Genomic DNA, 19,397 nt, shown 5'->3' with positions numbered 1-19,397 from the left:
CTCCGATTTCGCAGATTCCCCGTGAACGTGATGCAGCCGCACGGGCGAGATTCCGCGTAACTGAATTGACACAACTCGTCACAGTCGGCTTTACTCACAGTCATGACTTCCACCACACGCATCCCGACCTCCTTCGAGGCTTTGGGGACTGCCGGCATGATGATGCCCGGCAGCAGCGTGATGGCGTGTTGCCGAATGTGCCGCTAACCCAGACAGGCAATAGCGCCGAGTCGATCAGCCCTCACCCGCTGTCCCACAGCCGCTGAGGCCGCCAGATTCACGGCGGACCGACTCCAGGGCTCTCCTCACAGGGGCCGCCCGGCCACTCCGGCCGATCTTTTTCGAACCCACGAGCGCTGACGCGCCGGGTTTTGCGCATCATCACACCTCAAGGATTTCTCCAATGTCACTCGCACACATCGACACCGCCCGTTCCGTCCAGTCCTTCCGCCCCGAGCTCACCCTGGCCCCCGCGCCGGCTCCGGCCGCGCCGCGCATCCGCGCTGTGCCGGAGGGCACCCAGGCTCGCGGCTTCGTGCTCTACGTGGGCATCGACGAGGCCAAGGCGGCCGCGGCCGGTACAAGCCTGCACCGCATCGTCGAGGAGCTGAAGAAGCTCACCCAGGCCATCGCCCCCTCGGCCGAGACCCACGCCGCTGTCGCCCTGGCACCGGAGGGCGTCGGTGGCCGCGATGTGGACGTCGTGCGCCTGGCCCTGCAGGACCCGGCCGCCCTGGCTAAGCACCGCAACACTGCCGAGGATGCCGACCGCGCGCCCGGCGGCGTCGTCGTCGACATCTCCCGCAAGCGCGTGATCCTCGACAACGAGACCGCGGCGCTCACCTACAAGGAGTTCGAGCTGCTGCAGTACCTGGTGCTGCGCGAAGGCCGCACCATCGAGCGCGCCGAGTTGATCTCCAAGCTCTGGGACGCCGAGAGCGAAGAGGATGCCCCGAACGAGCGCACCATCGACGTGCACGTGCGCCGCCTGCGCTCCAAGCTCGGCCGCTACGAAGACATCGTGCGCACCGTGCGCGGCGTGGGCTACCGCTTCGACCGCCACGCGGATGTGTCGATCCGCCAGGCCAGCACGCCCAGCCCCGACCGCTTCTAGGTAGCGCCCCGCCCAGCTGGGCGACCTCGACCACGCGCGCATGCGCTGGTCGAGCCTGTCGAGACCCCGCGAGACGGCCCCGTCAAAGCCCCGGTCCGGCGGTCGAGCCTGTCGAAACCCCGCAAGACGATCTCGACAGTGCGCCCATCGATGTCCCTACGACTCAGAGCACCTCACCAGGTCTCGACAAGCTCGACCGACGTGGGGGCACGACCTCGCGCACCTCACCAGGTCTCGACAAGCTCGACCGACGTGGGGGCACGACCTCGCGCACGTCGCCAGGTCTCGACAAGCTCGACCGACGTGGGGGCACGACCTCGCGCACGTCGCCAGGTCTCGACGGGCTCGACCGACGTGTGGGCCGACCCTGCGCACCTCACGAGGTCTCGACGGGCTCGAGCGGCGACGCCGCGTAGCGCGGCGCGGCGGCTACTGCCCGTTAACGTGATTGAGGGCCGGTCGTAGAGGCAAACGACCGACCCTCTTCCCTTGCACCAAGAGTGTCCTGCAATCACATTCGCATCTTCCGCCACAGCAAACGGTTGATGCACTACGAATATATAACGAACGGATAACGGAGCGCCAGTTATCGGATCGTTATTTTCCTGCGAGTTCACCCAGTGTTCCCTTGGACGACGCTATTGCCGGCCAAGGCGTGACGAAGTCCAGGCGTCGGCCTAGGGTCATGGCATGCACCTGAAGACTCTGCCCCGACAGGCGAGTTGGCGTCATTCCGGCGTCCGGCAGGGCTTCGAGGTGCTCTTCACCGACAGTGGTCCGCGGGGCCACCGGCTGCGGGGCGTCTCCACGGCCGTGGAGGACGCATCCGCCTGGTCGGTGGACTACTCGATCGATCTCGACCCCGTCTGGCGCACTCAGGAGGTGCGGGCCGCCGCCTCCACCGTGGACGGCGAGCGGCACACGGTGTTGCGGCGCTCCGCCGACCGGGGTTGGGAGGTCGACGGGATACCGCGAGCCGACCTCACCGGATGCGTGGACGTCGACTTCGAGTCCTCCTGCGTCACCAACACCCTCCCCCTGCACCGGCTCGAGTTCGTGGCCGGGGAACCCGTGCGAGTACCCGCGGCCTTCGTCCGGGCGAACGATCTCAGCATCGTCCGCTTGGAGCAGGAGTACACCCTCACGGCGCTCTCGCCGCGCGGGTTGAGCTTCCACTACGAGTCGCGCTCGTTCGACGTCACCTGCGAGCTCACGTTCGACACCGCCGGCCTGATCCTGGCCTACCCGGGCATCGCCGTGAGGGACGCCTAGGAGTGCGCTTGATCCACCTCGAAGCGCGGCGATCGGGCTAGGCTGCCGCGGGATGCTCCACGAGTCCCATACTCTTGACCAAGAGATGCCCTGGGGGCGGTGAGGAGGCAGCATGGTCGATCGAGCGGTGGCAGTTGCCGCCTGGGAGTCGTTGTTCCGCGCCCAGGTCGCCATTATGCGCAGCCTGGCCGAGGAGTTCCCGTCACGGGAAATCTCCTTCAACGAGTACGACGTGATGTTCAACCTGTCCCGGCAGGAGGACCGCAGCATCCGTCTGCGCGACCTGAACAAGCACGTGCTGCTCACTCAGCCGAGCGTGAGCCGGCTCGTGGACCGCCTGGCGTCCCGCGGATACGTCGCCAAGCATCCGGACCCCGACGACGGCCGGGGCGCCATCGTCGAGCTCACCGAGGCCGGCTACGCGCTGTTCCGCCGGGTGGCGCTCGATCACATGGGCTCGATCACGACCCGCGTGGGCGACAGCCTGAGCGCCGACGAACTCGTGCAGCTCACGGCCCTCTGCGACCGGCTGCGGCTGGGACCGGACCAGCCCGCCTGACCCGCCCTGCGGATGCGACCACTGGTCGCTGCCCCTGTGCAGGCGCCGGGCGCGAGCGTAACCTGCCCGGCAGGAGGTGAGCGTTATGCGCGCAACTGAGAACGACCGCATCATCATTCGAGGAAAGACCGATTCGACGCCCGACCGGCACGGGACCATTCGTGAGGTGCGCGGCCCCGAAGGGGAGCCGCCCTACCTGGTGTCGTTCGACGACGGCCACGAGACGCTGGTGTTCCCCGGCACCGATTTTGTGGTCGAGCACACCCACTGACCTCTGAGTGGTCCCGCAGCGGACACCTGCACCCGGCACACCGGGACCAATCGTCCACGCGGGCAACAGTTGCGGGCGGCTATCCTCGGATGTGCCCGATTCCGCTCTGCGCTCCCCCACCGATGACCTGATCGACCGGCTCCGGGCCTGGACGCCGCTCGCACCCGGTCAGGCGATGCTGCGGGACGAGTACCTCGACTTCCTCGCGGATTCGCCCGGTGCGGCGCTGCGCCGCGACGGCGGCCCGGAGCATGTCACGGGCAGCTGCTTCGTCTTCACCCCCGACCTCGCCCAGGTGCTGCTCTGCTTCCACCGCAAGGGCCGCTTTTGGGTGCAGCTCGGCGGCCACGTCGAGTCCGCGGATGCGTCGGTGGCCGCGGCGGCCTACCGCGAAGCGCGTGAGGAATGCGGCATCGCCGACCTCGTGCCGCTCGGACCCGGCATCCTCGACGTCGACCGACACACCCTGGGCGGCGGCTTCAGGTGCAGCGCGCACTGGGACGTGGGTTTCGCGGCCGTGGCCCGCCCGGAGGCGGCCCCGGTGGCCAGCGACGAGAGCGACGACGTGGCCTGGTGGCCGGTGGATGCGCTGCCCGAGAACGTTCCCCCGCACTTCGACCGCCGGCTGGCCGGTGTTCTCGCGGAGCTGGCGCACCGGCTCGACTGACGGCCGGGCGCCCTCAGCCGGCGTGCGGCCCGAAGGCGTGCAGGCCGAGGTCGGCGCTGAGCCGCTCGCTCGCGATGCGCCCGCGCACGCTGGTGCCCTGCGCGTCGAGCGGCGGACTCACGATGGCGGCGCCGAGACGGCCCGGCGCGGCGAGCACGATGGCCCCGGAGACGCTCGATTTGGCTGGGACGCCGACCGTGCGCATCCACCGGCCGGAACCGTCGTAGACCCCGCAGGTGGCCATGACCGACATGACGTCACGGGCCACCGCCGCGGCGACCACACGCTCGCCCGTCACGGGGTTCACACCGCCGCAGGCGAGGGTGGCGCCCATGACGGCCAGCGCGGTGGCGTCCACAAGCACCGCGCACGCCCGGGCGTACACGGCCACGGCGTCGTCGGCGCTGACGCCGAGGGTGCCCTCCGAGCGCATCAGGTGCGCCAGGGCGTGGTTGCGGTCACCCATCAGGTGCTCGTCGCGGGCGATCTCCTCGTCCACCTCGAGCGGCCGGGCCGCGAAGGCCGACAGCCCGCGCAGGATGCGGTCGTTGCGGGCCTCGACGTCGTCCCCGTCGACCAGGGCGGCCGTGAGTAGAGCCCCGGCGTTGACCATGGGGTTCGGCGGCCGGCCGGTGCCACTCTCGAGCTTGATGGCGTCGAAGGCCTCCCCGGTCGGTTCGATGCCGATGCGGTCGAGTGCGGCTCCGTCGGTGTCCTGCAGGGCGAGGGCGAAGAGGAACGGTTTCACCGCCGACTGCACGCTGAAGGGCAGGTCGGCCTGCGCGCTGGCCCGGATGCTGCCGTCGGGGAGCACGAGGGCGATCCCGCAGAGCCCGGGATCGGCGGCGGCGAGCTGCGGGATGCTGTCATTCACCGTGCCCTCGTCCTCGGGGAGCAGCCGGTCGCGGAGGGCATCGAGGTCGTAGGTGCGGGGATCGGAAGCGCGGCGCATCGCTCCATCCTGACACGGTCGTCTCAGCAGACACCGGAAACGACAAAAGCGGCCCACCGAAGTGAACCGCTTTCAATCTGTGCGCCCGAAGGGATTCGAACCCCCAACCTTCTGATCCGTAGTCAGATGCTCTATCCGTTGAGCTACGGGCGCAGTGGTGACTTCTGCAGCGAAACGCTCGAAGACAACTTAGAAACTATAACAGTTATTTGAGGCGCCCACGTGCGCATGAGGCCACTAGGCCGGCTCTCCGATGGCCGAGGGCGGCGCATCCGCCACCGGCACGACCCGACGGATGCCCAACCAGGACACGATTCCGCCCAGGAACATCAGCGCCGCCACAACCACCATCGCCCGCTGGAAACCGGCCACATCGAGGGTGGAGCCGACGATGGTGCCGGTCATGGCGATCGCGATCAAGCCGGCCACCCGGGCGACCGCGTTGTTGATCGCCGACCCGATACCGGCCTGACCGGGGTGAATGGAGCCGAGGACGGCCGCTGTGAGCGGCGCGACCGTGATGGACAGGCCCAGGCCCACCAGCACGATTCCCGGCAACACGTGCAGGGCGAAGTTGATCGGCGGCACCGCCGTGGTCACCAACAGGAACCCGCTGCCGGCCACGATCGGCCCGACGGTCATGAACAGTCGCGGACCGTATTTTCCGGCCAAAGTGCCGAAGAGTGTGGCGAAAATCAGCATCATCACGGTGGCCGGAATGCCGGCCAACCCGGCCAGCGTGGCCGAGAACCCGCCGACCTCCTGCAGGTAGAGCGCGAAGAGGAAGAATCCGAGGTTGAGTGCCGCGTAGATGCCGACGGTGGCGATGTTGCCCACGGCGAAGTTGCGCACCCGGAACAGGCCGAGGGGCATCATCGGATGCGGGGCCCGCGCCTCCCACCACAGGAACGCGCCGAACGAGGCCAAGCCCACCAGCAGGGGCAGGTAGACCACCGGGCTCGTCCAGCCGAACCGGCCCTGCTCGATGAGCGCGAACACCGGGCCGCCCAATCCCACCACGGCCAGGCAGGCACCGAGCACATCCACGCGGGCACCGGCGGCGGGCCGCAGGGGTTCCTCCACCCGGCGCAGCAGGATCAGGGTCAGAGCGATCGGGATCACGTTGATGAAGAACACCAACCGCCAGGTCGCCGCATCCACCAGGAGCCCGCCCAGCAGCGGCCCGGCGATGCCGGCCACGCCGGTCCAGCCGGTCCAGGCACCGATGGCCTTGCCCTGCGCGACCCCGCTGAACCTCGAGGTGATCAGGGCGAGTGAACTGGGCACCAGCAACGCAGCGGCCACACCCTGCAGCACGCGGGCGATGACCAGGAAGAGACCGGTGGGAGCCAGACCGCAGGCGAGCGAGGTGATGCCGAACCAGATCAGCCCGGCCCGCAGCACCCGCACCCGTCCGAATGTGTCGGAGAGAGACCCGGCCACCAGAATCAGCGCGCCCAGGCTGAGCAGGTAGCCGTCGACCACCCACTGTTGCAGCGGCAGCCCACCGCCGAGCTCCCGGGAAATCGCCGGTAACGCCACATTGATGATGGAGCCGTCCAGGAACGCCACGAACGACGACAGGATGGCGACGATCAGGATGCGTCGCTGCGCGGGAGTCATTCCCCTAGTCAACCTCAATCGGGGGCTTCTCCGGCAGGATGCAGCCCGATAATCGGCCGTAATCTCGGCGAACTCGGCCCGGCCCGGAGCGAGGCGGAAGTGCTGATTGTGCACAATTGCTGGACATCCGAGGAGTCCTGTGGTTCGCTCATATTCAGACGAGCCGCACCAAGGGGGGTGACGACGTGGAGCGAAAACAGGGGATACATCTCGCTTCGCCGGCGCGCATCGCCCTGGCGATTGTCGCCGCCGCCGCCGCCTGGCTGGTCTTCGACACACTGTCGGCCCCCACCTCGGCCTCGGCTTCGACCGCTTCTGCGTCATACCGCGAGACCGGCACCGGTGACTCGCTCCTGGGCGGCCTGCCGGACTCGACGGCCCCGGTGGTCGACACCCTCGACGGATACGTTGACACCGTGGCAGGCACCGTTCGGGTGGCCGCGCCCGTTGCAGATGCCGTGCAGGTTGGCGAGGTGCTCGACGGTGCCGACGCAACGGCAACCCAGGTCATGTCGGCCGTTCCCGTGGTGAACGATGTGGCGGTGCCCGTGGTCGCTGCGGTGGTCGAACCCATCACCCAGTCGGTGGTCGACCCGCTCGTTGACCAGGTCGTCTCCCCCACCCTCGATGCCGTCGTGACGCCCGTGGTTCAGGATGTCGTGGCCCCGGTCGTGACCGAGGTCGTGGCCCCGGTAGCCGCCGTGGCGACACCGGTGCTGACACCCGTCATCGACGCCGTGGTGGTGCCCGTGGGCGACGTCTTGCCCCCGACCAGCACGCCTGTCGTCGGCACCGTGCCGGCGCCGAACGGCGTATCGGCCGGCCTGGAGCCCACGCTGGGTTCACCCGCTGCCCCCGGCGAGGCGGCACAGATCGTTGTCGCTCACGGCCAGACGCAGAGCGGCTCCGGTACGCCCTCGGCGCTACCCGGATGGAACACCGCGCCGACGTCCGCCGCCCCAGCCACCGCTACCGCGACGGCCTCTGTGGTCGCAGGGTCCCCGGTTCCGACGGCTCCCGCAACACCGTTCGGCACGCCGTTCTCCCCGACCGCGCTGCCTGCGCCGGCCGGCGGTTCGATCAGCGGCTCCGGCCCGGGCAACGGGTCGCCCGTAGCCACCACCACGCCCTCCGGACTGCTGGCTGCGCCCGTGGTCCGATTCCACTCGTCGTCGGCCACCGGCGATGAGCTTCCGCTCGCCCCCTCGTTCAACCCCGGTTCCACTCCTGATTGATCGGTCGCGCTGCTGAGTACTCGCAGACCGCGACCACCGCCTCCCTCGGAGGCACCACATCAATCGTTCAAGGAGTTAAAACCATGTTCTCGTTCGTCAAAAAGGGCCTGTACTGCGCCCTCCTCGTCGGCGGCCTCTCGGCCATCGGCGCCGGTGTTGCCAATGCCGCAGAAGCACCCGAAACATCCGGTACCGACGGAATCTTGTCGGGCACCCAGGCGGTGATCGACACCGTCCTACCCGTCACCGTGTCCGGCAATGCGATCTCCATCATCGGAGACTCGACCAGCACGGATGCCACCACAACCGCACCGAGCGACCCGCCAGCATCAGCATCGCCCGCCGCTTCGACCACCGACGGAGACAACAGCGTTCTCGGCGGCACCCAAGCTGTCGTCGACGCCGCTGCGCCAATCACCGTCAGCGGCAATTCGATCTCGGTAATCGGAGATTCGACCAGCACGGATGCCACCACCGCCCCGGCCCCGGCCCCGGCCGAGTCCACGTCGGCAGGACCTGAGGCCGTAAGCACCGACGGAAGCGACAGCATCCTCAGCGGCACCCAGGCCGTCATCGACGCCGTCGCCCCGGTCACCGTCAGCGGAAACGCCATCTCCGTCGTCGGAGACTCGACCAGCACGGACACCACAACCACGGCCCCGGCCGACCCAGCGGCAACGGCACCGGCTGCCGCCCCGACCACTGACGGAGAGGACACCGCCCTCGGCGGCACCCAAGCCGTCATCGACGCCGTCGCCCCGGTCACCGTCAGCGGCAACGCCATCTCCGTCCTCGGAGACTCCACCACCACGGATGCCACCACCACCGTTCCCTCCGAGTCAACGACCGCGGGCCCCGACGCCGCTAACACTGACGGAAGCGACAGCATCCTCGGCGGCACCCAGGCGGTTCTCGACGCCGTCGCCCCGGTCACCGTCAGTGGAAACGCCATCTCCGTAGTCGGAGACTCGACCAGCACGGACACCACTACGGCCCCCGTCGGCTCCACGACGGCAGGACCGGAAGCCGCTAACACCGACGGAAGCGACAGCATCCTCGGCGGCACCCAGGCGCTTCTCGACCTGCTGATCCCCGTCACGGTGGGCGGCAATGCGGTCTCGGTGATCGGCGACAGCACCACGACGGGCTCCACCACCACGGTTCCCGGCGCCCCGGTCACCCCGGTCACCCCGGTGACGCCGGTGACGCCGGTGACGCCGGTCAACCCCGTAACGCCGGTCACCCCGGTCACCCCCGTGACGCCGGTAACGCCGGTCAGACCGGTTAGCCCCACCGGCCCGCGGGACACCGTGATCCCCGCGGGCGTGTCCCCGACCACATCCGTCACACAGGGCGCACTGTCGACCTCGACAACCGCCGGTCTCCTGCCCGCCGCCCTGGCCAGCACCGGGGCCAACCCGGCGTTCCTCGCGGCCATCGCCCTGATCCCGGTGATGCTGGGCTCGCTGCTGCTCCTCGCGCTCGCTGGGCTGCGTCGCCGAATGGGGCTGAGTGCCGGGCAGGCTAGCGAAAGCTAGGCCGGCCCAACCGAATCCCTTGTGACCGGTCGCCGACTGTGTGTCGGCGACCGGTCAGAGGCATGCCCGGCTGCGGCAGTGCCTCCGGCGGCTCAGCTGGCCCCGCGCGCGTTGTAGACCAGCACGTCGGCCGCTCCGTACTCCCGGAACACCTGCAGCGCCTCCTCGCGGCCGATGTCCTGCACCACGGTGATGCCACGCGCCTCGAACTGCTCGGCCCAGTCCTCGCGCATCGGCCCCTCGTCGAAACCGGTGAGCTCCTCCAGCTCGGCCCCGGAGCCCGCCACCACCAGCCGGCGCACGCCCGACCACATCGTGGCGCCGTAACACATCACGCACGGACGCCAGTTGACCACCAGCTCCAGCGGCCGGGCGGGGTCCGCGCCGAGGTCCCAGGTCCCGGTGGCGCGCTGGGCCAGCCCGAGGGCCATGATCTCGGCATGGGCGCCGGCCACCCCGGAGGAGAGCACCACGTTCACACCCACCGATACCAGGGCGCCGGTCGTGGCGTCGACCACGATGGCCGCGAACGGGCCGCCGTTGCCCTCGCGGTAGTTGCGGGCGGCGAGCGCGTTGACCAGGGCCATCCGTTCGTCGAGCGTCGACAGCACCGCGGGCAGGCCGGGCAGCTCCTCGACGAGCCAGGGCGGGAGGGAGAGGGTGAATTCGGTCTGCATGGTGGCCTCTTCGTTCTGTGGCGCCGCACCGCGCGGCGTCTCGGGGCCCAGCGTACGAGACGGATGTTTCCGGCAGATTGTGCCGACGCGCCGCGTCGGCCCGCGCCTGCATTTCGGCCGTCGAACGGTTGTGTTTCCGGGCGGTGAAGCCCGTCGAATTCGCTTGCGCGCGCCGGGACGATGGGCGAGATTGAGCTAATTGGACAAGCGTCCAAGTCACTTGACCCACTGGAGCTCCTGCGTTGACCATCGCCCGCTCGTCGCCCCCGCCGCAGACCGACCGCCGACCCATGACCCGCCTAGCCCTCGCCGATCGCCGCGCCGCACTGATCGATGCGGCCGTGCGCGTGATCGCGCGGCACGGGTTGGCGGCGGCCACGACCCGCGCCATCGTGGCCGAGGCCGGCATGCCCCTGGGCAGCTTCCACTACGCGTTCGACTCCCGGGACGACCTGCTCGCCGCGGTGATCGACACCGTCACCACTCAGGAGCACGATGCGGCCGTGGCGGCCGTGGCGGCCCTGCCCGGCGACGACGGCAGCAGCTCAGCCGGCCTTGCGGACACCCTCCGGCAGGGCCTCGACCGGTACCTCGACCTGCTCGTGGCCGACCCCCAGCGCGAGCAGGCCCTGCTGGAGCTCAGCCTCTACGCGCTGCGCCAGAACCCGCCGACATCCCAACCGAGCGACCAGTACCGGGCCTACTACCGAGCCGCCGAACACAGCCTCCGCCTCGCCGCCACCGCCTGCGGGCGGGAGTGGTCGGTGCCCCTGGCCCGAGCGGCCCGACTGCTGGTCACCCTCACCGACGGGATCACCAGCACCTGGCTGGCCGATCGTGACACCGAAGCGGCCCGCGAGAGCGTCGTCTTCGCCGCGGATGCCCTCGCCCGCCTGGCCGCACCGGCCCGGCCGGCCGCCACTTCGGCCACCACCGCCGCGCCCCGACCCATCTCATCCCCGACACCACCACTCGACCTCGCTGAGGAGCAGCCCCGTGCTGATTGACACCGACCCACGCGTCCAGGCGCATATCAACCTCTATGCCGTGCTCGGCACGCTTTCGTTGCTCGTCGACCGGGTTCCGGCGGCCCGGGCCCTCCTCGCCGACACGGCGATGCCGGTGGGCATCCGCTTTGTCGTGCCCGGCCTGCCGCGCGCGCAGCTGAGCTTCCAGTCGACCGGCGTGCTCTGGGGCCGGGAGCCGAAGGCCCCGGTCATCACCCTGGCCTTCACTTCCGTCGCCCACTTCAACCGGATGATCGACGGCACCGCCCAGCCGATTCCGGTGGCCGCCCCGCACCGGCTGCGCTTCCTCACTGGCGTCTTCGCTCCCCTCACCGAGCTGCTCGGCCGATACCTGCAGCCCGCCGAGGCCGACCTGGCCGACCCGGAGTTCCGCGAGACAAGCACCATCCTCACCCTGCACGTGGCCGCAGCCGCCCTCGCCCAGGTCGCCAACGAAGACCGCAGCGGCAGGTTCAGCGCCCAGCACATCCCCGACGGCGACATCGCGCTCGAGGTCACCGGCACCCTCGCCTACCATCTGGCGCTCCGCGACCACCACGCCACCTTCGTCGCGGCGCCCTCGCCGCATCCGCGCGGGGCACTCACCTTCTCCACCCTCGAGGTCACCGGCGGCATCCTCGCCGGCGACCTCTCCGCCATCGCCTGCATGAGCGACGGCCGCCTGGCCATGCGCGGTGTCATCTCCATGGTCGACAACGTCAACCGCATCCTCGACCGTGTCGGTCACTACCTCGGAAAGTCAGCCTGATGAGCCTTGTCCCCGCGCGCACCGCGCCCACCGTCCCGTACACCTTCGAGAAGAGCCGCGCCGCGTTCGACCGCGCGCTGCAGGTCATCCCGTCGGGCATCTACGGCCACCAAGGCCCCACCGAGGGCTGCTATATCCCGCAGACCTCGTTCCCGCTGTTCTCGTCCCGCGCCGAGGGCACCCGGTTCTGGGACCTCGACGACAACGAGTACATCGACTACATGTGCGGTTACGGGCCCAATGTGCTCGGCTACGCCGATCCGGATGTTGATGCCGCCGCCGCCGAGCAGGCCCGCCTCGAAGACGTGGTCACCATCCCCTCGGCCATCATGGTCGACTTCGCCGAGCTGCTCGTGGACACCGTGGCGAGCGCCGACTGGGCGTTCTTCGCCAAGAACGGCGGCGACGCCACCACCCTCGCGGTGCTCACCGCCCGCGCCGCAACCCGGCGCAAGAAGATCGTCTTCATCAACGGCTTCTATCACGGCGTCTCGCCCTGGGCGCAGAAGCTCGACTACCCCGGCGTGCTCGAGGAGGAGGTGGCGAACAACCTCTACGTCGACTTCAACGACCTGCCCGCCCTTGAGCGCCTGTTCAGCGAGAACCGCGGCACCATCGCGGGCCTCATCGCCCAGCCCTACATGCACGGCAACTTCACCGACAACACCCTCCCGGAGGCGGGCTACTGGCAGGCCGTGCGTGCGCTCTGCGACGCGCACGGGGTGGTGCTCATCGTCGACGACGTGCGCGCCGGGTTCCGGCTCGACCTGGCTGGCTCCGACCACTACTTCGGGTTCAAGGCCGACCTCATCTGCTTCTGCAAGGCCCTCGCCAACGGGTACAACGTCTCGGCGCTCTGCGGCCGGGAGTCCCTCAAAGACACCGTGAGCAGCCTGCACTACACCGGCAGCTACTGGATGAGCGCGGTGCCCTTCGCGGCCGGCATCGCCACCCTCACCAAGCTCAAGCAGCTGGATGCGCCGGCCCAGTTCGCCCGGCTCGGCACCGACCTCACCACCGGATTGACGACTGTAGCGGCGGAGAACGGCTTCACCCTGATAGCCTCCGGGGCACCTGCTCTGTTCTACCTCCGCATCGCGGACGACGACTCGCTCATGCTGCACCAGGAGTGGGTGGCCGAGAGCGTCCGGCGCGGGGTGTTCCTCACCTCGCACCACAACCACTTCATCAACGCCGCTCTCACCTCCGCCGACATCACCCGCACTCTCGAGATCGCGCACGAAGCCTTCGGCATTGTGCGAGCCCACCACCCCGAATTGGAGCCGACCGCATGAGCGCACCCACGATGATCCACCCCCCGGTCAGCGTCCGTCGCTCCCGGGTGGCGGTCAGCGCCAGCTACGCCGCCCAGGGGTTCGGCTACGCGGTCGTGGTCACCTCGCTGCCCAACCTGAAGACCCGGTACGGCATCGACGACACCGTGGTGTCCTTGATCGTGCTGCTGGTCTGCCTCGCGGCGGCCGTCGGGTCGCTCGCGGCCGACCGGCTCGCCCTGCGCTGGGGCAGCCGCGTCGCCCTCGTGGTGGGGCTCCTGCTCGAGGCCGTTGCGCTTCCGCTGATCGCCTCCCCGATCGGGCTGCCGGCGTTCATCGCCGCGTTCGCGATCTACGGTGCGGGCCTGGGCATCGTCGACGCATCCGGGGCCATGCAGGGCGTTCTCGTGCAGCAACGCGTGGGCGTCTCGGTCATGGCCGGCTTCTTCGCCTGGTACACCGGCGCGGCCATCGTCGGGGCCCTGCTGATGTCGGCCGTCGCCGGCACCGCGGCCAACGCGAGCATCGCCCTGGTGGCTGGCGCGATCGTCGCCCTGACGATCGCGATCGTCGGGGTGCGGGGCTTCGACCCGCGGCTCACCAAACTGGCCCCGGCGCCGGATGCGGCGCCGCACGGCAAGCTGCCCCACCGCGGCATCGCCCTGTTCGGCACGGTGGTGCTGGCCGCGTTCGTGGTCGACTCCGCGGTGAGCACCTGGAGCACCGTCTACCTGCACGACGTGCTGCTCACCGGCGCCGCGATCGCCCCACTCGGCTACGCCGCGTACCAAGCGGCCATCCTGGTCACCCGCATCGGAGCGGATGTGCTGGTGCGCCGGTTCGGTCGGGTGATTCTGGCCGTGGTCACCACGGTGCTGGCGATCCTGGGCTGCCTGCTCGTCGCCCTGGTTCCCGTCACCTGGGCGGCCGTGGCGGGCTTCGCTCTGGCCGGCTTCGGGGTGGGCGCCCTGGTTCCGCTCGCGTTCAGCGCGGCGGGCGATCTGCACGAGGCCCGCAGCGACGAGGTGATCGCCAGGGTCAACCTGTTCAACTACGCCGGCGCGGTACTCGGCGCCGTTCTCGTGGGCCTGCTCGCCGACTCCACCGGCCTCGCGCACGCGTTCCTGCTGCCGATGGTGCTCCTCATCCCGGTGCTGTTCCTCGCCCGCCGCTTCGGGCCGCGCCCGCAGCGCGTTGCGGAGTCCACGCCCGCATCCTGAGCCGGTCCATTTGCGGACTTCACGCCCCCTGCCGCTTGGCTAGGCTCACGGCATGGGGACTCCGAAAGTGCACACGTCGCGCAAGAGCACCATCATCGGCCTGGTCGGGCTGGTGGCGATGACCACGTATGCCGTGGTCGGCACCATGCAGATACTCGTGTGGAATCCACTCGCGGCGGTGCCCGGCGCATCACTCGACGACATCCACCGACGGCTGGGGAGCACCGGCGGGTCGCTCGGGCAACCCGTGGTGCTCGCCTGGGCGGTCATCGGCGTAGTGCTTGCGGCGCTTGTGCTCGCGCTCGCCCGTCGACTGCCGGCCACACCGCCGACGGCCATCCTCGCCGCCGTTCTCTGGCTGGTCGGGCTCGGGGCGCCATCCCACTTTGCCGCGTCCTTTGGCGCCGGCCTGTCATTGGCCGATGGCTACGGGATCTCGGGGGCCGCCTACGCCCCGTGGGGAGGGGTACTGTATCTCGTCAGCACCGCGGCCTTTCTCGGACTGATCGCCCTGCTCACCATCACGCTGTACACGACCCTGACCGCGCGCCGCGCCGAGCGCCGGCACGCCCCGACTGAACTCCCCGGCTGAGCTCCCCCCGGCTGAAACGATTCGCACCGGCCTAGACGAGGCCTGATGCGGGTGCTTGACTACGGGCATGGCGCACAGCACACGCAACACCCAGGCTTCGTTCGAATACCAGGGCCTCCGCGCCCTGTTCATCAACTGCACCCTCAAGCGCAGCCCGGAGATCAGCAACACGCAGGGCGTGATCACGCTCAGCGCGCACCTGATGCGTGAGCAGGGCGTGCACGTCGAGGTCATTCGCGCCATCGACCACGACATCGCCACGGGCGTGTACCCCGACATGACCGAGCACGGGTGGGCAACGGATGCCTGGCCGGCGCTGTTCGACAAGGTCGCCGCCGCCGACATCCTGGTGATCGGCGGCCCGATCTGGCTCGGCGACAACAGCTCAGTCACCAAGCGGATCATCGAACGGCTCTATGCGATGTCCGGCGAGTACAACGACAAGGGCCAGTACGTCTACTACGGCAAGGTCGGCGGCGCCATCATCACGGGCAACGAAGACGGCGTGAAGCACTGCGCCTCCAACATCCTCTACAGCCTGCAGCACATCGGTTACACGATCCCGCCCGCGGCCGACAGCGGCTGGATCGGCGAGATCGGCCCCGGCCCCAGCTACCTGGATGCCGGCTCCGGCGGCCCCGAGAACGAGTTCACCAACCGCAACACCACGTTCATGACCTGGAACCTCATGCACCTGGCGGCAATCCTCAAGGCCAACCGCGGCATCCCCGCCTACGGCAATCTGCGTCAGGAGTGGGACGCCGGCGAGCGCTTCGGTTTCGAACCGAATCCGGAGTACCGCTAGGAGACGCAAGGCCCCGAGCACTCGAACCGGGGCGGGAAGGACGCACGATGTTCCGTCCCCTGTCCGAGAACGGCTTGGCACCGTCGCCGTCCACCGCCCGGTCCTGGCCTGTCGACGTGCACGTCACCGGCGGCATTGTGCGCGGCAGCCGGCCCGTCGCCGGCGTGCAGACCTGGCGCGGAATCCCCTACGCGGCACCGCCGGTGGGGGTGCTGCGCTTCCGGGCCCCCGAGCCCGTCATCCCGTGGAGGGGCGTGCGGGACGCCAGCAGGTACGGCCCCGTCGCCCCGCAGGACCGGGGCACCCAGTTCAAAGGTGTCGACCGACGCACCCGCATGGGCGAGGACTGCCTCACTCTCAACGTGCAACGCCCCGCCGACCGGCCGGAGGCCGACAACCTGCCGGTGATGGTGTACATCCACGGAGGCGGTTACACCTCCGGATCCTCGAATGACTTCACGGAGCGCAGCCAGGCCATCGTGCGCTCCGGCGGCACCATCTACGTCGCGATCAACTACCGGCTGGGCGCCCTCGGCTACCTCGACTTCAGCCGGTTCAGCACCCGCAGCCGCCTCTTCGAAAGCAACCTCGGGTTGCGCGACCAGGTTGCCGCCCTCGAGTGGGTGCAGGAGAACATCCGGGCGTTCGGCGGCGACCCGCACAACGTCACGGTGATCGGCGAGTCCGCCGGCGGCAACGCCGTGGTGACGCTGCTGGCCACTCCCGCCGCCGCCGGTCTGTTCGCACAGGCCATCGCCCAGAGCCCCCCGTCGAATGCCGCCTACTCACGCACGCTGGCCGGCCGCTGGGCCGTCGATTTCATCGAGGCACTGCGCCAAGGCCGGGCGCCCGAGCTGGCCGGCGGGCGGCGCCCGGCCGGCGAACTGCTCGACACCGCGACCTGGCCGGCGTTGGTGCGGGCTGCCCTGGTCGTGCAACGCAACACGCCGGATGTCGACCCCGGCACGTTCTGCATGGCCCCCGTGGTCGACGGCGATTTTCTCCCCGAACGCCCTCTCGACGCCTTCCGGCGCGGGCACGCCCACCCGGTACCCCTGATGATCGGCACCAACGACCGGGAGGGCTCGATGTTCCGCGGCCGGATCGACATCCTGCCGCGGTCGATCCGTCGCATCCAATCACTCTTCGACGCGGCCCCGCCGCACTCCCACGAGGGCATGCGGGCGGTGTATTCGGCGTTGCCGCCCATCCGCGCCGAGCTGGACTTCGGCGGCGACTACGCTTTCTGGTTTCCCAGCGTGCAGGTCGCCGATCTGCACTCCCGCACGGCCCCGGTCTACCTCTACCGTTTCGACCTGGCTCCCCGGCTGCTGCGCCTCATGGGTTACGACGCCACCCACGGGCTCGAGCTGCTGGCCCTCTCCGGGTCGGGCACCGACCGTCGCGTGCGCACCCTCACCGCGCTGGGCGGCCGCCACAGCTTCCTCAGCACCGGCGAGCGGATGCGGGCGCACTGGCTGCGGTTCGCCTCCTCGGGCCAGGCCGGAGCGGAATGGCCGGTCTACACCGAGGCGGACCGGCTCACCCTGATTTTCGACGAGGCCGACCGGGTGGAGTCCGACCCACGCGGCGAGCGACGGAGGGCGTGGCTGGAATTCCTGCCCGACCTCTGACGGCCCGGCTCATGACGTAGCCGCCAAGCGACCGCTCAGCGACCGCCCACGATGTCGCCGGCGTTCGACCCCACCCAGCGCACCAGGGGAATGAGGTGCCCGGCCAGCTCCTGCCCGCGCTCGGTCAGGCTGTAGTCCACCCGCGGCGGGATTGTCGGCTGGGCCGCCCGATGCACCAGGCCGTCGGCCTCGAGGATGCGCAACGTCTGCGCCAGCATCTTCTCGCTGATGCCCTCGATACCGCGGCGCAACTCGCCCCAGCGCAGGCTGGTCTCGGCGAGCGCCACGATCACCAGTACGCCCCATTTGCTCGTCACGTGGTCGAGAACCACGCGGCTGGCGCATCCCGCCGCGAACACGTTCGGTGCCGCTGCCCCGTCGGAGGCGGGCGCCGGGTCACCGACCAGCCGGGCCAGGCGATCCCGCACCGCGAGCTCGGCGGCGGGCGGTGCGACAGCGGCAGCAGGCACAGGCTGCACATCACGCATATCGGGCAGTGTGGACGTCATGGAAAGTAGCTTACCAAAAGGTGGGTACCTGCGGTTGGGAAGTAATGGGGGAAGTCGCTGGTTACATCCCCCAGAAGGCGCGCGACTGCGTGCTACGGAAGGAAACCCCATGTCTATCGTCGTCACCGGAGCCACCGGTCAGCTCGGCCGCCTCATCGTCGAGCACCTGCTCAACCGCGGCGTCGCCCCCGCCGAGATCACCGCCGTCGGCCGCAACACCGAACGCCTCGCCGAGCTGGCCGCGTCGGGCGTGGGCACCGCCGCCATCGACTACACCGACCCGGCCAGCCTCGAGGCCGCGTTCGCCGGCGCCGACGCACTGATGCTCGTCTCCGGCAGCGAGGTGGGCCAGCGCGTCGCGCAGCACACCAACGCCATCACCGCCGCCGTCGCCGCCGGCGTGGGCCGCATCGTCTACACGAGCGCCCCCAAGGCAGACACCTCCGCGCTGATCCTCGCCCCCGAGCACAAGGCCACCGAGGAGGCGCTGCACGCGTCGGGCCTTCCCGTCACCATCCTCCGCAACGGCTGGTACACCGAGAACTACGCGTCCGCTGTGCAGCAGGCCCGCGAGAACGGCGTCTATCTCACCAGCGCCGGCGAGGGCCGGGTCGCCAGCGCCTCGCGCACCGACTACGCCGAGGCCGCCGCCGTGGTGCTCACCACCCCCGGCCACGAGAACGTCACCTACGAACTCGCCGGTGACGTGGCCTGGACCGGCACCGACATGGCCGCCGCCCTCACCGAGGTCGTCGGCAGCCCGGTGGTCTTCACCTCGGTCACGCCCGAGGAGCACAGCGCCATCCTCACCGGCGCCGGCCTGGACGGCGGCACCGTCGGCTTCGTCGTCGCGCTCGACGGCAACACCCGCGACGGCCTGCTCGCCGGTGGCACGAACGATCTCGCCACCCTGATCGGCCGCCCGACCACCCCGCTCATCGACGGGCTGCGCTCGGTCGCCTGATCTCGCATCCTCTCCTTCCGCCCCCGGCCCGTTTGACGCGCCGGGGGCGCTGTGGTTGGCGGGCATTGAGGCGGCCGGAGGCCTCGACTACGCTGTACGAATTATCGGAAGGGAGATCATGAAACCACTTTCCGCTGCCGAGATCCGCAGCTCCATCGTGAACGCCACGGCCGAGGAGATCGCCCGGATGCCGCTGCCCGGCCTGCACGAGACCATCTGGGATGAACGCGAATACCTGGGTTGGCGCGATCCGCAAGTCACCCAGCGCGGCTACATAGTCTTCTGGCGGGGCGACACTCCCCTCGGCATGGTGTTGCGCGCCGCGACCCGCGGACCGGGCCGGTCGATGTCGGCATTCTGCTCACTGTGCCGCACCCAACAGCCGGCCCACCAGGTGAGCCTGTTCAGCGTGCCCAAGGCCGGTCAGGCAGGCCGCGACGGCAATACCGTCGGCACGTATATCTGTTCCGATCTGGCCTGCTCCACACTCATCCGCATCCTGCCGCCGCCGTCACAGATGCAGCCGAACCCCGCCGCCGAGATGGTCGTCACCCGGGGCGCCGGGCTGCTCGCCCGCCTCGAGGGATTCACGAACGAGGTGCTCAAGCCCGCCGAGTGAGCCGCGTCGACCCTGGAACTCATTCCCGGTCGACGTTGCTAGATTGGGCACAGGCCGGCGACGCAGCCGCCGATTGCACGACAAGTGGACAGGGGC

Annotated in this window: 20 protein-coding genes and 1 tRNA gene; 16 read left to right on the top strand and 5 right to left on the bottom strand. The window is 69.6% G+C overall.

Annotated features, from left to right (window positions below):
* The first annotated feature begins 403 nt into the window (after window positions 1–403).
* The 5 genes from PA27867_RS01125 to PA27867_RS01105 all read left to right on the top strand — a co-directional run bounded on the left by PA27867_RS01125 (window position 404) and on the right by PA27867_RS01105 (window position 3,883).
* Window positions 404–1,114 carry a winged helix-turn-helix domain-containing protein gene (locus PA27867_RS01125; RefSeq protein ID WP_066592013.1) on the top strand — a complete coding sequence of 237 codons (711 nt, stop codon included), beginning with the start codon at window positions 404–406 and terminating at the stop codon, window positions 1,112–1,114.
* A gap of 690 nt (window positions 1,115–1,804) precedes the next feature.
* Window positions 1,805–2,386: a putative glycolipid-binding domain-containing protein gene (locus PA27867_RS01120; protein ID WP_066592010.1), complete on the top strand. Its 582-nt coding sequence runs from the start codon at window positions 1,805–1,807 to the stop codon at window positions 2,384–2,386.
* Between the two features lie 112 nt (window positions 2,387–2,498).
* A complete protein-coding gene (locus tag PA27867_RS01115) occupies window positions 2,499–2,945 on the top strand; it encodes a MarR family winged helix-turn-helix transcriptional regulator (protein WP_066592006.1) in 447 nt (148 codons plus the stop codon).
* 85 nt (window positions 2,946–3,030) lie between these two features.
* Entirely contained in the window at window positions 3,031–3,216 is a 186-nt protein-coding gene (locus PA27867_RS01110; protein ID WP_066592004.1) for a DUF1918 domain-containing protein, read from the top strand.
* A 91-nt stretch (window positions 3,217–3,307) separates the two neighbouring features.
* Window positions 3,308–3,883 carry an NUDIX domain-containing protein gene (locus PA27867_RS01105; protein WP_236900786.1) on the top strand — a complete coding sequence of 192 codons (576 nt, stop codon included), beginning with the start codon at window positions 3,308–3,310 and terminating at the stop codon, window positions 3,881–3,883.
* A 13-nt stretch (window positions 3,884–3,896) separates the two neighbouring features.
* On the opposite strand, the gene glsA is transcribed toward PA27867_RS01105, so the two are convergent.
* The 3 genes from glsA to PA27867_RS01090 all read right to left on the bottom strand — a co-directional run bounded on the left by glsA (window position 3,897) and on the right by PA27867_RS01090 (window position 6,458).
* Window positions 3,897–4,835, bottom strand: a complete 939-nt coding sequence (glsA, locus tag PA27867_RS01100) for a glutaminase A (protein ID WP_066592002.1) — start codon at window positions 4,833–4,835, stop codon at window positions 3,897–3,899.
* 80 nt (window positions 4,836–4,915) lie between these two features.
* Window positions 4,916–4,988: transfer RNA gene (locus PA27867_RS01095), tRNA-Arg, on the bottom strand.
* Window positions 4,989–5,072: 84 nt separating this feature from the next.
* On the bottom strand, window positions 5,073–6,458 hold the full coding sequence (locus PA27867_RS01090; RefSeq protein WP_066592000.1) for an MFS transporter: 1,386 nt from the start codon (window positions 6,456–6,458) through the stop codon (window positions 5,073–5,075).
* Window positions 6,459–6,643: 185 nt separating this feature from the next.
* Here PA27867_RS01090 and PA27867_RS01085 point away from each other — a divergent pair, with 185 nt between their 5' ends.
* Together PA27867_RS01085 and PA27867_RS21155 are read left to right on the top strand one after the other, a co-directional pair.
* Complete coding sequence (locus PA27867_RS01085; protein WP_066591998.1) at window positions 6,644–7,693, top strand: hypothetical protein; 1,050 nt, start codon at window positions 6,644–6,646, stop codon at window positions 7,691–7,693.
* Window positions 7,694–7,776: 83 nt separating this feature from the next.
* The gene (locus PA27867_RS21155) at window positions 7,777–9,231 is read left to right on the top strand and encodes a hypothetical protein (protein WP_066591996.1); all 1,455 of its coding nucleotides are present in this window, start codon (window positions 7,777–7,779) and stop codon (window positions 9,229–9,231) included.
* Between the two features lie 92 nt (window positions 9,232–9,323).
* On the opposite strand, the gene PA27867_RS01075 is transcribed toward PA27867_RS21155, so the two are convergent.
* Complete coding sequence (locus PA27867_RS01075; protein ID WP_066591993.1) at window positions 9,324–9,908, bottom strand: nucleoside deaminase; 585 nt, start codon at window positions 9,906–9,908, stop codon at window positions 9,324–9,326.
* A gap of 290 nt (window positions 9,909–10,198) precedes the next feature.
* Between PA27867_RS01075 and PA27867_RS01070 the strand changes: the two genes are divergently transcribed.
* The 7 genes from PA27867_RS01070 to PA27867_RS01040 all read left to right on the top strand — a co-directional run bounded on the left by PA27867_RS01070 (window position 10,199) and on the right by PA27867_RS01040 (window position 17,209).
* Window positions 10,199–10,915 (top strand): TetR/AcrR family transcriptional regulator, encoded by a 717-nt coding sequence (locus tag PA27867_RS01070; protein WP_066598740.1) that lies wholly within the window; start codon window positions 10,199–10,201, stop codon window positions 10,913–10,915.
* The gene (locus tag PA27867_RS01065; RefSeq protein ID WP_066591990.1) at window positions 10,905–11,684 is read left to right on the top strand and encodes a hypothetical protein; all 780 of its coding nucleotides are present in this window, start codon (window positions 10,905–10,907) and stop codon (window positions 11,682–11,684) included. Before PA27867_RS01070 ends, PA27867_RS01065 begins: the two co-directional genes overlap by 11 nt.
* A complete protein-coding gene (locus PA27867_RS01060) occupies window positions 11,684–12,979 on the top strand; it encodes an aminotransferase class III-fold pyridoxal phosphate-dependent enzyme (RefSeq protein WP_066591988.1) in 1,296 nt (431 codons plus the stop codon). Before PA27867_RS01065 ends, PA27867_RS01060 begins: the two co-directional genes overlap by 1 nt.
* Entirely contained in the window at window positions 12,976–14,178 is a 1,203-nt protein-coding gene (locus tag PA27867_RS01055) for an MFS transporter (protein WP_066591986.1), read from the top strand. The genes PA27867_RS01060 and PA27867_RS01055 overlap by 4 nt, the downstream gene beginning before the upstream one ends.
* Window positions 14,179–14,230: 52 nt before the next feature.
* Window positions 14,231–14,770 (top strand): hypothetical protein, encoded by a 540-nt coding sequence (locus tag PA27867_RS01050; RefSeq protein WP_208857282.1) that lies wholly within the window; start codon window positions 14,231–14,233, stop codon window positions 14,768–14,770.
* A gap of 67 nt (window positions 14,771–14,837) precedes the next feature.
* Window positions 14,838–15,575, top strand: a complete 738-nt coding sequence (locus tag PA27867_RS01045) for a flavodoxin family protein (protein ID WP_066591982.1) — start codon at window positions 14,838–14,840, stop codon at window positions 15,573–15,575.
* 47 nt (window positions 15,576–15,622) lie between these two features.
* Window positions 15,623–17,209, top strand: a complete 1,587-nt coding sequence (locus tag PA27867_RS01040) for a carboxylesterase/lipase family protein (protein WP_084020525.1) — start codon at window positions 15,623–15,625, stop codon at window positions 17,207–17,209.
* 35 nt (window positions 17,210–17,244) lie between these two features.
* Here PA27867_RS01040 and PA27867_RS01035 read toward each other — a convergent pair whose 3' ends face one another.
* The gene (locus PA27867_RS01035) at window positions 17,245–17,718 is read right to left on the bottom strand and encodes a winged helix-turn-helix transcriptional regulator (protein WP_236900785.1); all 474 of its coding nucleotides are present in this window, start codon (window positions 17,716–17,718) and stop codon (window positions 17,245–17,247) included.
* A 109-nt stretch (window positions 17,719–17,827) separates the two neighbouring features.
* Here PA27867_RS01035 and PA27867_RS01030 point away from each other — a divergent pair, with 109 nt between their 5' ends.
* Window positions 17,828–18,682 (top strand): SDR family oxidoreductase, encoded by an 855-nt coding sequence (locus PA27867_RS01030; protein ID WP_066591979.1) that lies wholly within the window; start codon window positions 17,828–17,830, stop codon window positions 18,680–18,682.
* A 118-nt stretch (window positions 18,683–18,800) separates the two neighbouring features.
* The gene (locus PA27867_RS01025; RefSeq protein ID WP_066591974.1) at window positions 18,801–19,301 is read left to right on the top strand and encodes an FBP domain-containing protein; all 501 of its coding nucleotides are present in this window, start codon (window positions 18,801–18,803) and stop codon (window positions 19,299–19,301) included.
* Window positions 19,302–19,397 lie beyond the last annotated feature (96 nt).

It is taken from the genome of Cryobacterium arcticum, assembly GCF_001679725.1.
GTDB lineage: Bacteria > Actinomycetota > Actinomycetes > Actinomycetales > Microbacteriaceae > Cryobacterium > Cryobacterium arcticum_A.
The sequence above is the reverse complement of the archived record's forward strand: the minus strand, read 5'-3'. Positions and strand labels throughout refer to the sequence as shown.

Excerpts from the sequence above, each read along its gene's own strand:
- PA27867_RS01125 (WP_066592013.1), top strand. The coding sequence starts at position 404 with ATGTCACTCGCACACATCGACACCGCCCGTTCCGTCCAGTCCTTCCGC.
- PA27867_RS01120 (WP_066592010.1), top strand. The coding sequence starts at position 1,805 with ATGCACCTGAAGACTCTGCCCCGACAGGCGAGTTGGCGTCATTCCGGC.
- PA27867_RS01115 (WP_066592006.1), top strand. The coding sequence starts at position 2,499 with ATGGTCGATCGAGCGGTGGCAGTTGCCGCCTGGGAGTCGTTGTTCCGC.
- PA27867_RS01110 (WP_066592004.1), top strand. The coding sequence starts at position 3,031 with ATGCGCGCAACTGAGAACGACCGCATCATCATTCGAGGAAAGACCGAT.
- glsA (WP_066592002.1), bottom strand. The coding sequence starts at position 4,835 with ATGCGCCGCGCTTCCGATCCCCGCACCTACGACCTCGATGCCCTCCGC.
- PA27867_RS01090 (WP_066592000.1), bottom strand. The coding sequence starts at position 6,458 with ATGACTCCCGCGCAGCGACGCATCCTGATCGTCGCCATCCTGTCGTCG.
- PA27867_RS21155 (WP_066591996.1), top strand. The coding sequence starts at position 7,777 with ATGTTCTCGTTCGTCAAAAAGGGCCTGTACTGCGCCCTCCTCGTCGGC.
- PA27867_RS01075 (WP_066591993.1), bottom strand. The coding sequence starts at position 9,908 with ATGCAGACCGAATTCACCCTCTCCCTCCCGCCCTGGCTCGTCGAGGAG.
- PA27867_RS01070 (WP_066598740.1), top strand. The coding sequence starts at position 10,199 with ATGACCCGCCTAGCCCTCGCCGATCGCCGCGCCGCACTGATCGATGCG.
- PA27867_RS01060 (WP_066591988.1), top strand. The coding sequence starts at position 11,684 with ATGAGCCTTGTCCCCGCGCGCACCGCGCCCACCGTCCCGTACACCTTC.
- PA27867_RS01055 (WP_066591986.1), top strand. The coding sequence starts at position 12,976 with ATGAGCGCACCCACGATGATCCACCCCCCGGTCAGCGTCCGTCGCTCC.
- PA27867_RS01050 (WP_208857282.1), top strand. The coding sequence starts at position 14,231 with ATGGGGACTCCGAAAGTGCACACGTCGCGCAAGAGCACCATCATCGGC.
- PA27867_RS01045 (WP_066591982.1), top strand. The coding sequence starts at position 14,838 with ATGGCGCACAGCACACGCAACACCCAGGCTTCGTTCGAATACCAGGGC.
- PA27867_RS01040 (WP_084020525.1), top strand. The coding sequence starts at position 15,623 with ATGTTCCGTCCCCTGTCCGAGAACGGCTTGGCACCGTCGCCGTCCACC.
- PA27867_RS01035 (WP_236900785.1), bottom strand. The coding sequence starts at position 17,718 with ATGACGTCCACACTGCCCGATATGCGTGATGTGCAGCCTGTGCCTGCT.
- PA27867_RS01030 (WP_066591979.1), top strand. The coding sequence starts at position 17,828 with ATGTCTATCGTCGTCACCGGAGCCACCGGTCAGCTCGGCCGCCTCATC.
- PA27867_RS01025 (WP_066591974.1), top strand. The coding sequence starts at position 18,801 with ATGAAACCACTTTCCGCTGCCGAGATCCGCAGCTCCATCGTGAACGCC.